13 protein-coding genes are annotated in these 16,564 nt (G+C 51.0%); 6 read left to right on the plus strand and 7 right to left on the minus strand.

Annotated elements, in window-relative coordinates:
* Positions 1-92: 92 nt before the first annotated feature.
* The 7 genes from OGY67_RS06775 to thpR form a co-directional block, all read right to left on the minus strand.
* A complete protein-coding gene (locus OGY67_RS06775; protein WP_071446612.1) occupies positions 93-686 on the minus strand; it encodes a fimbrial protein in 594 nt (197 codons plus the stop codon).
* Positions 687-1,046: 360 nt separating this feature from the next.
* Positions 1,047-1,538 carry a 2-amino-4-hydroxy-6-hydroxymethyldihydropteridine diphosphokinase gene (gene folK / locus OGY67_RS06780; RefSeq protein ID WP_008786242.1) on the minus strand — a complete coding sequence of 164 codons (492 nt, stop codon included), beginning with the start codon at positions 1,536-1,538 and terminating at the stop codon, positions 1,047-1,049.
* Positions 1,539-1,589: 51 nt separating this feature from the next.
* The gene (pcnB, locus tag OGY67_RS06785; protein ID WP_204192014.1) at positions 1,590-2,987 is read right to left on the minus strand and encodes a polynucleotide adenylyltransferase PcnB; all 1,398 of its coding nucleotides are present in this window, start codon (positions 2,985-2,987) and stop codon (positions 1,590-1,592) included.
* Between the two features lie 71 nt (positions 2,988-3,058).
* Positions 3,059-3,955 (minus strand): tRNA glutamyl-Q(34) synthetase GluQRS, encoded by an 897-nt coding sequence (gene gluQRS, locus OGY67_RS06790; protein WP_103285752.1) that lies wholly within the window; start codon positions 3,953-3,955, stop codon positions 3,059-3,061.
* A gap of 70 nt (positions 3,956-4,025) precedes the next feature.
* Positions 4,026-4,481, minus strand: coding sequence for an RNA polymerase-binding protein DksA (dksA, locus tag OGY67_RS06795; protein ID WP_003829221.1), 456 nt, complete (start codon positions 4,479-4,481; stop codon positions 4,026-4,028).
* 177 nt (positions 4,482-4,658) lie between these two features.
* On the minus strand, positions 4,659-5,363 hold the full coding sequence (gene sfsA / locus OGY67_RS06800) for a DNA/RNA nuclease SfsA (protein ID WP_286573807.1): 705 nt from the start codon (positions 5,361-5,363) through the stop codon (positions 4,659-4,661).
* A 15-nt stretch (positions 5,364-5,378) separates the two neighbouring features.
* Positions 5,379-5,909 (minus strand): RNA 2',3'-cyclic phosphodiesterase, encoded by a 531-nt coding sequence (gene thpR, locus OGY67_RS06805; protein WP_032942390.1) that lies wholly within the window; start codon positions 5,907-5,909, stop codon positions 5,379-5,381.
* Positions 5,910-5,982: 73 nt separating this feature from the next.
* Between thpR and hrpB the strand changes: the two genes are divergently transcribed.
* The 6 genes from hrpB to OGY67_RS06835 all read left to right on the plus strand — a co-directional run bounded on the left by hrpB (position 5,983) and on the right by OGY67_RS06835 (position 16,400).
* The gene (gene hrpB, locus OGY67_RS06810; RefSeq protein WP_286573808.1) at positions 5,983-8,412 is read left to right on the plus strand and encodes an ATP-dependent helicase HrpB; all 2,430 of its coding nucleotides are present in this window, start codon (positions 5,983-5,985) and stop codon (positions 8,410-8,412) included.
* Between the two features lie 135 nt (positions 8,413-8,547).
* Positions 8,548-11,088, plus strand: coding sequence for a bifunctional glycosyl transferase/transpeptidase (gene mrcB, locus OGY67_RS06815; protein WP_071446615.1), 2,541 nt, complete (start codon positions 8,548-8,550; stop codon positions 11,086-11,088).
* 421 nt (positions 11,089-11,509) lie between these two features.
* Positions 11,510-12,076 (plus strand): fimbrial protein, encoded by a 567-nt coding sequence (locus OGY67_RS06820; protein WP_186413717.1) that lies wholly within the window; start codon positions 11,510-11,512, stop codon positions 12,074-12,076.
* A gap of 47 nt (positions 12,077-12,123) precedes the next feature.
* Positions 12,124-12,837, plus strand: a complete 714-nt coding sequence (locus OGY67_RS06825) for a fimbrial biogenesis chaperone (protein ID WP_125362715.1) — start codon at positions 12,124-12,126, stop codon at positions 12,835-12,837.
* Positions 12,838-12,880: 43 nt separating this feature from the next.
* Entirely contained in the window at positions 12,881-15,367 is a 2,487-nt protein-coding gene (locus OGY67_RS06830) for a fimbria/pilus outer membrane usher protein (RefSeq protein WP_286573809.1), read from the plus strand.
* Between the two features lie 34 nt (positions 15,368-15,401).
* Positions 15,402-16,400 (plus strand): fimbrial protein, encoded by a 999-nt coding sequence (locus tag OGY67_RS06835; RefSeq protein ID WP_286573810.1) that lies wholly within the window; start codon positions 15,402-15,404, stop codon positions 16,398-16,400.
* The last annotated feature ends 164 nt before the right edge of the window (positions 16,401-16,564 follow it).

The raw sequence follows: 16,564 nt of genomic DNA on the forward strand, positions 1-16,564 counted from the left end.
AAGCTGTGTTAATGACAAACGGTGTAATAATTCCGGTTAATGCTATTAACGCGCTTTTTTGTATACTTATTTCATCAGTAAAGCGTTAATGCTTACTGATAAGTAAAGGTATACATTGCGTTAGTGGTAACGTGACCTGGGGTTACGTCATCACTCAGTACTGCTTTCACATAGGAAGCTACAAAGTGGTAGGTAGCGATTTTGCTGGCATCGAAGGTGGCTTCGTGAACGTCTGCACCGTCAACTTTCATCAGCGTTTTGGTGTCTGCATCGTGAATCGCGATGTTTACGTTCTTCGCAGCAGCCATGCCGGCGGCAGTCAGGTTGGTGTCGTTATCCAGCGTGCCTTTGGTGTTACCAAAAGAAGAGACCATTGACAGACTGGCCTTAGTTCCGGTGGTCACTTCGGATGCATCTTTACAGTTCAGAACGATGGAGAAAGGTTCTGCTTTTGCGCCGTAAGTAGCATCAGCGACTTCAGTGGTGATATCCGCCGGGGTTGCGGTTTCCAGATAGATGTTGCCATCAGTGGATTCATCACCACGGCTGGTGGAAACGACTTTAGAACAGGTTGTAGCACTGACTAAACCGTGAAAATTAAGCTGACCGCCTTCTGCATCCGCTGCCATTGCCGAAGTTGAGCCCATTGCCATAACCATAGCTGCTGCCAAAATTGCTTTTTTCATTACTGTATCCTTACAGGATTTGAAATATTAGATAATTACTACTTTGCTATATTAAATAGCAGGGGCATATTCTAGCGGTTAGTAATGTTTTGTAAAATAACTTGGGCCTATGAGTTTTATAAAATCATTTTATTTTAAAATTATTGTAGGAGGGCTTTCTTTGTTTTTTGAAATATATTTTTATGGGATATAGGTTTGTGTGATAAAGCGCAAGGAACAAACAACTACTGGTCTTTAATAATAATTGTTTTGCATGGATGATGTCTGAGTAGTATGTGTTAATTAGATTTACTGAAAGGAAAATGTAGTTTAATTAATTTGAGTGAGGCTTTTCATAATTAATTTTATTATATAACGCGGTTACCATTGCGCCGGACGAGGAGTGGTTTGCTGGATGAAAAACGCAAGTGGTTGTTTATCGTCTGGAAAGATAAGATCCGGCGCGATTTCAGCGAGCGGCCACAGCATAAAACCACGGTTTTTCATGTCGTAGTGCGGTACGGTCAAACGTTCGGTGTTAATCACTTCATCGCCAAACAGCATAATGTCGAGGTCCAGCGTTCGTGGTCCCCAGCGTTCGGCTTTGCGCACCCGCCCCTGCTGTAACTCAATGCGTTGGGTGTGATTGAGTAATTCTTCCGGCGCGAGGGTGGTTTCCAGTGCGACGGCGGCGTTCAGGTAATCGGGTTGATCCTGTGGGCCTAATGGTGGCGTACGGTAAAATGAGGAGACAGCCACGATTCGGCTGTCAGGGATTTCCCCGATCGCTTTCACGGCAGCATTAACCTGCTCCAGAGGGGAGGCTAAATTACTGCCGAGGGCGATATATACCCGTCGTTTTTCAAGCTGCATCTGTGTCACCACCTTGATGCGACTCGAAATTTGTTGGGTATACGTGATAGGTCATGCGGAGCCTTCACGGCGTGGTGCGCGTTTACGCGGGCGACGATGGCGACGACGTGCGTCTGGCTCTTCATCCAGTTCGTTCAGCATGCCTTTTTGTTCTGGCGGCGCAGAAACCTGGAATTCACCCCACCATTTCGCCAGTCGCTGCAATTCCGCGTTGTGTTCGACTTCAGCACGCAGCGCTAACAGGTCGTAAGCTGCGCGGAACTTTGGATGCTCCATCAGCTTCCAGGCGCGTTTGCCCTGGCGACGGGACATACGTAACTGCAACTGCCAGATATCACGGGTCAGTGAGGTCAGACGTTTCGGGATCGCCAGCGAGCGGCAGGCTTCGTCCAGCACGTCGTTCATTGCCAGCGCGAAAGCGTCGTAATAGGCCAGACCGCTTTCTTGCGCAATTTTCTGTGCGGCTTCCAGTAACGGATACCAGAACATGGCAGCAAACAAGAACGCCGGGTTAACGCGCATATCATTGTGAATGCGGTTATCGGTATTCTTCAGTACCTGGGCAATGATGCGTTCCATTGGGCTGTCACCGTCTTCGGTGAAGTAGCGCGTAATGGTTGGGAACAGCGGTTGGAACAGGCTGTACTCACGCAGTTTTTTATAGGTTTCGTACCCATAGCCCGCCTGTAACAGCTTGAGCGCTTCTTCAAACAGGCGTGCGGGAGGAATATCGTTAAGCAAGGTTGCCAGACGTGGGATCGGCTCTGCGGTTTCCGGGCTGATACGCATGTCGAGCTTGGCGGCAAAGCGTACGGCGCGCAGCATGCGCACAGGATCTTCGCGATAGCGCGTTTCCGGATTACCGATCAGGCGAATGATGCCCTCTTCGAGATCCTGCATTCCCCCAACGTAATCACGTACGGTGAAATCGGCCACGCTGTAATACAGGCTGTTAATCGTGAAATCGCGACGCTGTGCATCTTCTTCGATGGAGCCGAAGATGTTGTCACGCAGCAGCATACCGTTTTGCCCGCGCTGCGATGTTGTGCGATCGGATTCGCTGCCTTCATGATGGCCGCGGAACGTCGCCACTTCGATAATTTCAGGGCCGAACATGACATGGGCCAGACGGAAACGGCGACCGACCAGGCGACAGTTACGAAACAGTTTGCGCACCTGATCCGGCGTTGCGTTAGTGGTGACATCAAAATCTTTCGGTTTTTTGCCCAGCAAAAGATCGCGTACACCACCGCCAACCAGCCATGCCTCGTATCCGGCCTTATTGAGCCTGTACATTACCTTCAGGGCATTTTCACTGATATCTTTGCGGGAGATAGAGTGCTGCTCACGCGGAATTACCGTCATATGTGGACGGGCGACGGCGAGCTCAGCCTCGCGCTCCTCGCGGCTTAGCACCTTGCGGCAAAAATTAGCGACTCGGGTAAAAATAGTGCACCTCGGTAGTGTCAAACTTCAATCAGAACAAGTGTTGCTGTGTAAAAATAGCGGCTAATCATAGCTCAGCATGATGCATTTGAGAATGCCGGATTTAAGATCGCCGATTCAGGCACCGTTGTCAGACGCCAATTCTCAACGGCAAACTCCAGGATCTGATCAACCTGCATATCCTGCCACGGGATATCGGCACGCTGGCCGAGAAAGCGCAGCGCGGCAATAATCACCGGACGCGGATCGCCTTGCGGCAGCGCAGGTGCATGATTTTGTTTTGAAAGTTTAGCGCCTTGTTCGTTGAGCGCCAGCGGAAGATGAATATAGTCAGGCGCTTGCCAGCCAAACTGCTGATACAAAGAGATTTGCCGCACCGTGGGTTCGATAAGATCGGCGCCGCGTACAATCTCTGTTACGCCCTGAAAGTGGTCATCAACCACCACGGCGAGGTTATAGGCAAACAGCCCGTCTCGACGGTGAATGATAAAATCTTCGCCTGCAAGTTGCGGGTCTGCCTGAATTTCACCGCGCAGCTGGTCAGTAAACTGCATCACCGGGTGACGTTGCTTTATGCGGACTGCCGCCTGCTCTGGTCCGAGGCGTAACTCACGGCAGTGGCCGTCATAAATACCGCCGACGCTTTGAATACGCGCCCGCGTACAGGTGCAGTAATAGCTCAGATCCTGTTGATGTAACCAGGCGAGCGCCTCGCGGTAGGCATCATGACGTTGGGATTGCCATAAAATATCGCCATCCCAGTGCAGTCCGTAATGTTCCAGCTGACGCAGAATCGTATCTGCAGCACCGGGAACTTCACGAGGGGGGTCAATATCTTCAATGCGCACTCGCCAGATTCCGCGCTGTGCGCGGGCCTGCAGGTAACTCCCGAGGGCGGCAATTAGTGAGCCGAAATGCAGTTCGCCGGAAGGGGAAGGGGCGAAGCGGCCAATATAGTGTGAATCGCTCATTTTGCGGACTAACAAATAATAAGGCGGGAGAAGCTCCCGCCTGTAGTAAACGTGGTAAAAATGACCGGAATTAACCTGCCATTTGTTTTTCGCGGATTTCTGCCAGCGTTTTACAGTCGATGCACAGATCGGCTGTCGGACGCGCTTCCAGACGGCGAATACCAATTTCTACGCCGCATGATTCGCAGTAGCCGAAATCTTCGTCTTCTACTTTCTTCAGCGTCTTCTCGATCTTTTTGATCAGTTTGCGCTCACGGTCACGGTTACGCAGCTCAAGGCTGAATTCTTCTTCCTGTGCGGCGCGGTCCACCGGATCAGGGAAGTTAGCCGCTTCGTCTTGCATATGAGTTACGGTGCGATCGACTTCATCCCTAAGTTGATTGCGCCATGCCTCAAGAATACGCCTGAAGTGCGACAGCTGGGCTTCGTTCATATACTCTTCGCCCGGTTTCTCCTGGTACGGCTCCACCCCAGCGATGGCGAGAATACTCAGGGACGATGTTTTACGGTTTTGCCCTTCTTGCATGTTGCTTCTCCTTAACACGCACTATCGATCCCCATGTTCGGGGGAAAAATCAGGTCGCTATAAATAGCAGATGCTTTTCCGGATAGCAATTATCTAAACGTAACACTTGACAACCCTGTGAGGAAAAGCGTATTTGCCCACGCGCCCAGAATACTAATTGACCAGATATTTACACCATTACAAGGTAATGGGCAACGGCTCTTTAAGAGTCATACCGTGGGCAGAAAGTTCCGCTTTATAAACCAGAATTTCAACCCCCTTAAGCTGTGCTTCAACTAATAATTGCGCATATTTTGCATCGATATGGTGCGCGGGTGAAAACCGTGTAATGGCTGAATGTAGCACGGCGAAAAATATCACTGCCCGCTTGCCTTCAGCCGCTACGCTCATCAATTCCCGAAGATGCTTCTGACCTCGTTCAGTGATGGCATCGGGAAAATAACCCTGCTCTTTTTCCGCCAACGTGACTGATTTCACTTCAATATAGCAGTCAGGTCGGGAATCTGCCTGTAACAAAAAGTCGATGCGGCTCCCTTCGGTGCCGTATTTTACTTCACTTTTCAAAGTACTGTAGCCTGAAACTTCCGAAATTAACGCCTGTTGAATCGCCTCTTTCGTTAATCTGTTGGCCCACAGCGTGTTAACACAAATAAATTCACCGGATTGGGTTTGCGTTAATTCCCAGGTATGTGGATATTTGCGTTTAGTATTTTCTGATGTCGAATACCAAACGGTGTCACCTGGCATTGCGCATCCGGTCATCGCACCGGTATTTGGGCAGTGTAGCGTTAACGCTGTGCCATCGGGTGTGATCACATCCGCTAAAAAGCGCTTATAGCGCTGAATGAGCGTTGCAGGTTGTAAAGGTGGAGAAAATTGCATAAGCAGTCCCTTTAATTATTCAGTCAGCGTCCAGCGTTGCAGCGGCGTATAACGCGTGCGTCCTCGTGAAAATGAGGAGGAGTAAAGTGCGAACTCCGTAACCGGAAATGACCAGCCAAAGCCCGGTGGAGGGATTGGAACCGCGTGACCGGCATCGCGCAGCAGCGTGATATGCGGGTGAAACGGCTGCGGGCTTTGATAGCACCCGCTACGCGCTGCCTGCGCCCGTAGCATATTCGCCAGTTGCAGCAACCCGCGCGGCGGCTGACGCATACCCAGCCACACGACCCTGGAGCGCAGCCATTGCCCGGCATCATCGAATTTGAGCGTGAAACCTGGCTGGCGAATACGCCCCGCGAGCTGCGACAGCGCCTGTTGCTTCTCAGCGCTGACGTCGCCTAAAAAGGCCAGCGTCAGATGCAGATTATCAGCCGCGACGGGGCGACCCGCTTCAGGGGGGAACTGCGCGGCCCGCCAGTGGATTAGCTGCTCCCGAACCCCGGCTGGCAATTCAATCGCAAAGAACAGCCTTTTTGGCTCAGACATGATGGATACTCGGTTATGAATTAACGCGATGCTACAATGCAGCGCGAAGAATGTTAACCCTCTGGAGCCATTTGTGACGTCGTTGCCCGTTGCCGCTGTAGTGCCTGAACTGCTTACCGCCCTTGATGCCTCGCCGCAGGTTCTGCTGACGGCGCCGACCGGTGCCGGGAAATCGACCTGGCTGCCGTTGCGACTTCTTGAGCATCGCGGTATCACGGGGCGGATTATTTTGCTGGAGCCGCGCCGCCTGGCAGCGCGCAATGTGGCGCAACGATTAGCGGAATTGCTGAACGAAAAGCCTGGTGAAACCGTGGGCTATCGCATGCGCGCACAAAGTTGCGTAGGGCCGCAGACCCGGCTGGAAGTGGTAACAGAGGGCGTCCTGACGCGGATGATCCAACGCGATCCTGAACTGACAGGCGTCGGGCTGGTGATCCTCGACGAATTTCACGAGCGGAGTTTACAGGCTGATCTGGCGCTGGCGCTATTGCTGGATGTGCAGCAAGGGCTGCGGGACGATCTGAAACTGTTGATTATGTCCGCCACTCTGGATAACGGGCGTTTGCAGCAGATGTTGCCCGATGCGCCGACGATCGTTTCTGAAGGCCGCGCATTTCCCGTTGAGCGGCGGTATCAGCCGTTGGCGGCGCATTTGCGTTTTGATGAAGCGGTGGCGATAGCGACGGCGGAGCTATTGCGCCATGAAAGCGGGTCGCTGCTGCTGTTTTTACCGGGTGTGGGCGAAATCCTGCGTGTACAGGAGCAACTGGCTACGCGTGTAGGCAGCGATGTTGTGCTGTGCCCACTGTACGGCGCGTTAACGCTTTCCGAGCAGCGTCAGGCGATTGTGCCCGCGCCGCAAGGCAAACGCAAAGTGGTGCTGGCCACCAATATTGCTGAAACCAGCTTGACGATCGAAGGCATCCGACTGGTGGTGGACTGCGCCCAGGAACGCGTGGCGCGCTATGACGTGCGTACCGGTCTGACGCGACTGATTACCCAGCGCATCAGCCAGGCTTCGATGACTCAGCGCGCGGGACGTGCGGGTCGTCTGGAACCCGGTATTTGCCTGCATCTGCTTACCAAAGAGCAGGCAGAAAGAGCGGCAGCGCAGGGGGAAGCGGAGATATTGCAGAGCGATCTGTCCGGGCTACTGATGGAGTTGCTGCAATGGGGATGTACCGAACCTGAGCAACTGAACTGGCTGGATACGCCGCCCGCCATCAACCTGCAGGCGGCAAAACGGCTGTTGCAGATGCTGGGCGCGCTTGAGGGCGACAGGCTCAGTGCCCGCGGGCAGAAAATGGCGGCATTGGGTAACGATCCTCGTTTAGCGGCGATGCTGGTCGGTGCCAAAAATAATACCGAAGCGGCTACGGCGGCAAAACTGGCCGCGATTCTGGAAGAGCCGCCGCGCGGTGGAAGTACCGATCTGACCGTGGCGTTTTCACGAAATCAGCCCGCCTGGCAGCAGCGCAGTCAACAGTTGCTGAAACGGCTTAACGTTAGCAGCGGGCAGCCCGACAGCACGCTGCTCCCCTCATTGCTGGCGCGGGCGTTTGCCGATCGGATCGCGCGTCGACGCGGGCAGGAAGGGCGCTATCAACTGGCGAATGGCATGGGCGCTATGCTGGATGCCGATGATGCTTCAGGACGCCATGAATGGCTGATAGCGCCACTTTTGTTGCAGGGCAGCGCTTCGCCAGACGCGCGTATTTTGCTGGCTCTGCCGCTGGATATCGAGTCGCTGATGCAGGCATGTCCTGAGCTGCTGCAACAGTCCGACACCATCGAATGGGATGAAACCCAGGGAACGTTAAAGGCATTGCGTCGGTCGCGCATTGGTCAGCTCACGGTAAAAGTACAGCCATTGGCCAAACCCTCGGAAGAGGAGTTGCATCAGGCGATGTTGAATGGCATTCGCGATAAAGGGCTAAGTGTGCTCAACTGGACGCCGGAAGCCGAGCAGTTTCGACTGCGTCTGCAATGTGCGGCAAACTGGTTGCCAGAATACGACTGGCCCGCGGTAGATGAGGATTCTCTGCTGGCGTCGCTGGAGACCTGGCTGCTGCCGCACATGAGCGGTGTGCACTCGTTACGCGCATTAAAAGCACTCAATGTGGGACAGGCGTTGCGCGGTTTACTGGACTGGTCAATGTTGCAACGTCTGGATAGTGAGCTGCCTGCGCATTACACTGTGCCGACGGGAAGCCGGATTGCCATTCGCTATCATGAGGATAATCCTCCAGTATTGGCGGTTCGGATGCAGGAAATGTTTGGTGAAGCAAAGACTCCAACCATTGCCCAGGGGCGCGTGCCGCTGGTGCTGGAGCTGCTGTCTCCGGCCCAAAGACCGCTACAGGTGACGAGCGATCTGAGCGCGTTCTGGCAGGGATCGTACCGTGAGGTGCAAAAAGAGATGAAAGGGCGTTATCCCAAACATGTCTGGCCGGACGATCCGGCGAATACCGCGCCAACGCGGCGCACCAAAAAGTATTCGTAATGTAACTGTAGGCCGGATAAGGCGTTATGCCGCATCCGGCGAAAGAGCGGTAATAATTGAGAGATTTCTTCTTCTGTCGCAGGACGGAAGAACAGAGAATCGGGCCCTTGCGCCTGAATGTTGCGGAGAAAAAGCATGGCGGGGAATGACCGCGAGCCAATTGGACGTAAAGGGAAACCCTCGCGTCCGGTGAAACAAAAGGTGAGCCGTCGTCAACTCAGAGATGAAGAGTATGACGACGATTATGATGATGATGACTATGAGGATGAAGAACCGATGCCGCGTAAGGGTAAAGGCAAAGGGCGTAAGCCTCGTGGTAAGCGCGGCTGGTTCTGGCTGCTGGTAAAACTGTCGATTGTCTTTTTGGTACTGATCGCCATTTACGGCGTTTATCTGGACCAAAAAATTCGTAGCCGTATTGATGGCAAAGTCTGGCAGCTTCCTGCGGCAGTTTATGGCCGTATGGTTAACCTTGAGCCAGAAATGCCTATCGGCAAAAACGAGATGGTGAAGCTGCTGGAGGCCACGCAGTATCGTCAGGTGACGAAGATGACGCGTCCGGGCGAATTTACCGTGCAGGCGAAGAGCATCGAGATGATTCGCCGTCCGTTTGACTTCCCGGACAGCAAAGAAGGGCAGGTGCGTGCGCGTCTGACCTTTGACGGCGATCATCTGGATACCATCGAGAATATGGATAACAACCGCCAGTTCGGTTTTTTCCGTCTCGATCCGCGTTTGATCACCATGCTCTCTTCACCTAACGGTGAGCAGCGCCTGTTTGTTCCGCGTAGCGGCTTCCCGGATCTGCTGGTGGACACGCTGCTGGCGACCGAAGACCGTCACTTCTATGAGCATGACGGTATCAGCCTTTATTCCATTGGTCGTGCGGTGCTGGCGAACCTGACGGCGGGTCGTACGGTACAGGGGGCCAGTACGCTGACTCAGCAGCTGGTGAAAAACCTGTTCCTGTCCAGCGAACGTTCCTACTGGCGTAAGGCCAACGAAGCCTATATGGCGCTGATCATGGATGCGCGTTACAGCAAAGACCGCATTCTTGAGCTGTACATGAACGAAGTCTATCTCGGCCAAAGCGGTGATAACGAGATTCGCGGCTTCCCGCTGGCGAGCCTTTATTATTTCGGTCGTCCGGTAGAAGAGCTGAGCCTCGACCAGCAGGCGCTGCTGGTGGGGATGGTTAAAGGGGCGTCGATCTACAACCCGTGGCGTAACCCGAAACTGGCGCTGGAGCGTCGTAACCTGGTTCTGCGTCTTCTGCAACAGCAGCAGATTATCGACCAGGATCTGTATGACATGCTGAGTGCGCGTCCGTTAGGCGTACAGCCGCGTGGTGGGGTGATCTCCCCGCAGCCTGCCTTTATGCAGATGGTGCGTCAGGAGCTCCAGGCGAAGCTGGGCGATAAAGTTAAAGATCTCTCCGGCGTGAAGATTTTCACCACCTTTGATTCCGTGGCGCAGGATGCCGCAGAAAAAGCGGCGGTGGAAGGCATTCCGGTACTGAAGAAACAGCGTAAGCTGAGCGATCTGGAAACCGCGATTGTGGTCGTTGACCGCTTTAGTGGTGAAGTTCGCGCCATGGTCGGCGGAGCAGAACCGCAGTTTGCGGGCTATAACCGTGCGATGCAGGCGCGTCGTTCGATTGGTTCTCTGGCCAAGCCTGCAACCTATCTGACCGCGCTCAGCCAGCCGAAGTTGTACCGCCTGAATACCTGGATTGCCGATGCGCCGATTGCGCTGCGTCAGCCGAACGGCCAGGTGTGGTCACCGCAGAACGATGACCGTCGCTATAGCGAAAGCGGCAAAGTAATGCTGGTGGATGCGTTAACGCGTTCAATGAACGTGCCAACGGTAAATCTGGGGATGGCGCTGGGCCTGCCTGCTGTAACCGATACCTGGTTGAAGCTGGGTGCGCCGAAAGATCAGCTTAACCCGGTTCCGGCCATGCTGCTGGGTGCGTTAAACCTGACGCCAATCGAAGTGGCGCAGGCGTTCCAGACTATCGCCAGCGGTGGGAACCGCGCGCCGCTGTCGGCGCTGCGTTCGGTGATTGCCGAAGATGGTACCGTGCTGTACCAGAGCTTCCCACAGGCCGAGCGTGCTGTTCCGGCGCAGGCGGCGTATATGACGCTGTGGACTATGCAGCAGGTGGTTCAGCGTGGTACGGGTCGCCAGCTTGGCGCGAAGTATCCGGGTCTGCATCTGGCAGGGAAAACCGGGACCACCAACAACAACGTGGATACCTGGTTTGCCGGGATCGACGGCAGCCAGGTGACCATCACCTGGGTGGGCCGCGATAACAACCAGCCAACCAAGCTGTACGGTGCCAGCGGCGCGATGTCGATTTATCAGCGTTATCTGGCCAACCAGACGCCAACACCGCTGGTGCTGACGCCACCGGAGGATGTGGTGGATATGGGCGTAGACTACGACGGTAACTTCGTTTGTAGCGGGGGTATGCGCACGCTTCCTGTTTGGACCACCGATCCGGATTCACTGTGTCAGCAAGGTGAGATGCTGCAGCAGTCGGGTAATCCGTTCGATCAATCTTCTCAGCAGCCGCAGCAACAGCAGCCTCAACAGCAGCAACCGCCGCAGCAGGAGAAGAAGGACGGCGATGGAGTAGCCGGTTGGATTAAAGAGATGTTTGGTAGTAATTAATTCAGTAATAAATTAGACCTAAACACCCGCTATTAGCGGGTGTTTTTATTTCTGGGTAAAATGATATTTGTTTTTTCATGATGTAATTGTATTGATTTAATTTTAATTAAGAACAAATTAAGTAAAATAAATGTTTGTAAAAGATATTGGAAATTAAATAGTTAACTTCTTTTATGGTGTGTGAAAAATCGCAGGCTATAGACAGTCTCTCCGGTGGTTTGATTTAATCCGCGAGTGAACACTATACAAGATTCATTATACGCGATTCATTGTATTGATTTGACGAATGGATTTCAGAAGATCATGTTTTTTTGCATATCTTTATTCTTTTCTCTCCGTGCTCACCCTCAATATTTCTCACCAGTAATTTATTATTGGTAATGGGACTTTGTCATTCAATCGTTCTGATTAAGGGATTCTAATGAATAAAAAGCTTCTTACTGTGCTGATGGCCGGAAGCCTGATTGCCGCTGTAAATACTTCTGCATTTGCAGAAGATACGGGTAAGGTAGAGTTTTCTGGCCGTATTGTTGCCGACACTTGCGTTATTGATGTCGATGGCGCAGGAGCAAATACCGTGGTGACTTTTGCTGATGCTTACCCGGAGAATTTTGGTTCTGATGGGGCAATTGGCCCGACAAAAGATTTCCAGATTTCTTTGGCTAAATGTGACCCTGCCATAGCAAGTTTAAACCTGAGGTTCAGTGGTGACACTACTGACGGCGAGAATTTACGCCTGAAGAACGACCTTAGTGATGCGAGTGCTGCAACAAATGTAGGTATTACCGTAACCAATAATAATGGTGGTAACACTGACGTTGTGTTTGATGACTCCGTTCCGGTATCAACCACTGATGTGGCGAATACTGGCGATGAAGCAACGCCTTCTATTTTCAACTATACCGCGAAAGTGATTCAGATTGGTAATGACAAACCGACTGCAGGTAAATATCACGCCTCCGCGAATTTTACCGTGTTCTATCGTTAAGTATGACAGGCAGCCCTTCAGGGCTGCCTGACCAGGGAGTATTGCGGGTGAAATTATATGCGCGAATTTGTTTTGCCATTATTGGGCTTATTGCCATAAATGCACAGGCCAGCATTGTTCTGGGGGGAACTAGAATCATTTACCCGGAGAATAAAAAAGAAGTACAGATATCTATTAAGAATAAAGAAGATGCCAATAAATATCTGATACAAAGCTGGGTAACAAAGACAGATAACACAAAAGCGCCTTTTATTATCACTCCGCCGATTTATAAAATGGACGCTAATGGCCAGGCTCTGCTGCATATCGTCTTTATTGGCGATAAAGGATCTCTACCACAAGACCGTGAATCGATGTTTGTTGCCAACTTTAAATCTGTTTCGGCTATGCCTGATGAATTAAAAGATAAAAATACGCTGCAGTTTGCGATGAAAACACAGCTGAAACTTTTTTGGCGGCCAGTGAGTCTTAAAGAATCGGCCGCTGCCGGTGCGTGGGAAAAATTACGGTTTAGCCGTCAGGGTTCTCAATTAACCGCAAAGAATCCAACGCCATTTCATATTTCGTTATTAGAACTCTCTGTTGGTGGAAAGCGGGTAAAACCTCTCGCAGACAGTTCTGTACCTGAGTCATTGTCAATGACGATTCCTCCCTTTGGGGAACAAATATTTTCAATACCTGCAGCAGCAGTAGGTGATGTGTCATGGGCTGCAGTGAATGACTATGGTGCTGCAACGGTGAAAAAGCACCAACAACTATAAACGCAATGACGCGTATGGGTAAAAATTAAAGGGACTTTATTATATGCAGCCTTATCCTTTGCGATCTTGCCGACTCTTTTTGCTCAACAGCATCACGCTGGCATTATTCTCTTTTTTGCACCCAGCGAGCGCTAAAGATGAATTCAATTTGCATATTCTGGAACTCGGTACACCGTTAGAGAATACGTCAACACTGGAAACCTTTTTGCAAAATAATGGGTTACAACCAGGGACTTATTTGACTGAAGTTATGTGGGATTATGATCGCATTGATAAGCGAAATATTACTTACGTACTATCACAGGATAAGACGCAGTTACTCCCGCAGTTCAGCAAAGGGGATCTCAGAGAGCTGGGGGTGAAGGTCGATAGCCTTCCCGGCTTGAAATCATTGGCTGATACGGCTCCAGTTGGCGACATCGCCCAGTACATATCGGGAGCAAAGTTTGATTTTCAACTCGATAGCCAAACTCTTTTCATTCGGATCCCGCAAATTTATCGCGACCAGCAAGTCGCTGGCGCTATCCCTATTAAAGACTGGGACGATGGCATTCCTGCGGCATGGAGCAGCTATTACATTAGCGGCAACCGCCAGCAAGTAAATGGCGAGAACGATAACTCGAACTGGGCAAGCCTTAATTCCGGTCTAAATCTTGGCGCCTGGCGGCTCCGTAATTCAAGTACCTACAGCAATTCGGATGGCTGGGATGCGATCAGCACCACGCTGGAGCGGGATATTAAATTTCTGCAAAGCCAGCTTGAAATTGGCCAGACATATACCAACGGCGAATTGTTTGACAGCGTACAGATGACAGGGGTGAAGCTGGAAACCGATACCAGCATGTTACCCAATAGCTTACAAGGGTTTGCGCCTGTTGTGCGCGGAATTGCTAATAGCGATGCAAAAGTAACGATTAAGCAAAATGGTTACACGATATACCAGACTTATGTCTCCAGCGGCCCCTTTGAAATCAGAGATCTCAGTCAGGTAACAGCAGGGTCAGATTTACAAGTTACCGTTAAAGAGGCTGATGGAAGCGAGCATTCGTTTATTCAGGCAAGCGCTTCGGTACCCATCTTACAGCGTGAAGGTGCGCTGAAATACAGCCTTGCTGGTGGAAAATACCGCGATAGCGATAACGGCGAGGAACCTGGGTTTGGTCAGGCGACGGTAATCTACGGCATGCCTCATGGCATTACACTGTATGGCGGAGCGCTCGACGCATCAATTTACCGTGCCGGTCTGGTCGGGGCGGGAGCCGATCTCGGTGAGCTTGGTTCTGTGTCTGTAGATGTTACTGCGGCCAGAACTCAGTTTGACGATGGGCGTGGTAATGCCAATGGTTTATCCTGGCGCGCACAATATTCCAAAGACTTTTCTGCAACAGATACCACGGTGACGCTGGCCAGTTACCGTTATTCCACTTCTGGTTTTTATACCTTCCAGGAAGCACTCGATCAACGTGATAGAGGCGAAGATGATGGAATTTACAATTACCGTAAAACAAACAATCGTCGTAGCCGTTTACAGTTGAGTATGTCGCAATCATTGGGCTCTGTAGGGTCTGTGTATATCAATGGTTATCAACAAGATTACTGGGATATGAGTGGGCATGAACGCAGTGCCAGTATGGGGTTCAGCTCCAGTTGGCAGGACATCACCTGGTCCGTGAACTATAGCCTGACAAAAACACCAAACAGCGATAATGACCAGCAGGTTGCATTTTCCGTCAATATTCCTTTGTCACGTTGGCTGTCAAACAGTTGGGCGACCTACAACCTAAACAGCGCTAAAAATGGCAATACCGTGCATCAGGTTGGGATTGGCGGGACTGCGCTGGAAGATAACAACTTAAGTTATAACCTGCAGCAAAGCTATACCGATCACGATACTGGATATGGTGCGAGCATGACGGGGCGTTATCGTGGCTCATACGGTGAAATTGGGGCGAACTATAGCTATGCCAAAGATAGCAAACAGTGGAACTACAGCGCGCAAGGATCCGTCGTCGCACATCCTTATGGTATTACGCTGGGGCAATCTGTCCAGGATGCTTTTGCTATTGTCCATATTGATGAGGGAGCAGATGTTAAGGTCCAGAATATGCAAGGTATTTACACTGACTACTGGGGAAATGCGGTCGTACCATATCTAACTAATTATCGTCGTAATACCGTCACGGTGAACAGCGGGGAACGCGACGATCTGGATATCGAAAAACCGGCCAAAGATGTCGTACCTACGAAAGGGGCAGTTGTCGCAGCTAATTTCTCTGCCCGCCAGGGTATTCGCGCCTTATTAACACTTCACCATGGATCGAGTTTTGTGCCTTTCGGCGCGGTACTGTCAATTGAGGGGGGCTCCTCAATAGTCGGAGATGGTGGCGAAGTTTATCTGACCGGTTTGAAAGGTAATGTACCGTTTAAAGTACAGTGGGGTAGTGCTCCAGAACAGCGCTGTGAAGGAAATGCACAGATCCCCGAAGATATTGAGTCCTCTATTTACCAGGCTGCGGTTGAGTGTCGATAGTGTAAAGGGAAAACATAAAATGGACTGTGGGAATATGAATAATTATATGATTTTTAGATTGATTCTATGTTGCGGTCTATTGTTCGCACAGCAATCAGTTCAGGCATCCTGCAAAATTGAGAATGATGCGTCGCCGTCAACCTCTACGTTCAATATGCCGTCGTTTACGGTAAATGCGGACGCCGCTCCAGGTACGATCATTGCAACCCAGGAAGTGACTGGCGACCTTATTAATGTCGTGGACTGTACAGATAATGGCGATATCTATACAGGCTATACCGTATTCACGAGTAGCGATGCCCGCACGGATAATCCACTTAGCCGCGTTTATCAAACAAATGTTCCGGGAATAGGTTTTCGGGTCGCCTGGGTTAAAGATAACGCTTCCGCCCTAACAGAAGGATCGGTGGTTACCCCAATGCATATAGGGTCGGCAAAAACAGACCATTTAAGTGACTATAGTATTCAATCACATGCGAGAGCTGAATTTGTCGTCACTGGCGTTGTGCAGTCAGGGGTTATTGACGTCAACATGCTCAATGCGGACTGGATTTATGATTCGCAGGTTATTGCTCAAATTCGCTTTGCGCCAATAGCGATTAACGTTACTGCTAACACCTGCAATTTGGTTGAAAAAAATATCACAGTGCCGCTTAAGAGAATCATGACTAGCGATATTGTGGACGGTTATTCCGATGTTGTATCTGATGATAGTTTCAAGATTCAGCTGGAACAGTGTGTCGCGGGCATCAAACTTGATTATAAATTCACCACTACCGGTTCAACTGGCGTGAGTGGCAATAGCGACATCCTGGAGATCGCCAGTGGTAATGACGCAGCCGAAGGGGTCGGATTACAAATTCTCGACAGCAACAATAATGTGCTGAAATTTGATCAAGATTACAACGCGGTAGCGCAAACAACCGATAGGCAGTCTGTCACTATCCCTTTGAAAGCAAGATATGTACAAACAGGAACTGTAAAAGCGGGAAAGGTTGACTCTGTTGCGACATTTAACGTTTTTTACCGCTAGCCAAAAATAGCCTGTGTATTTGCAGGCTTTTCTTTTCAACATTCCAGCCTAATTTATTAACCCTTTCTTTTCATCTGGTTATTTCTTAACCCCTCAGTTTTAGTAGGGGCGTGTACCGCTTGCGATCGCAACAGTGTTTCGAATATTATGCTCTCGTTATAATA

This window comes from Citrobacter sp. Cpo015 (genome assembly GCF_030333035.1).
GTDB lineage: Bacteria > Pseudomonadota > Gammaproteobacteria > Enterobacterales > Enterobacteriaceae > Citrobacter > Citrobacter portucalensis.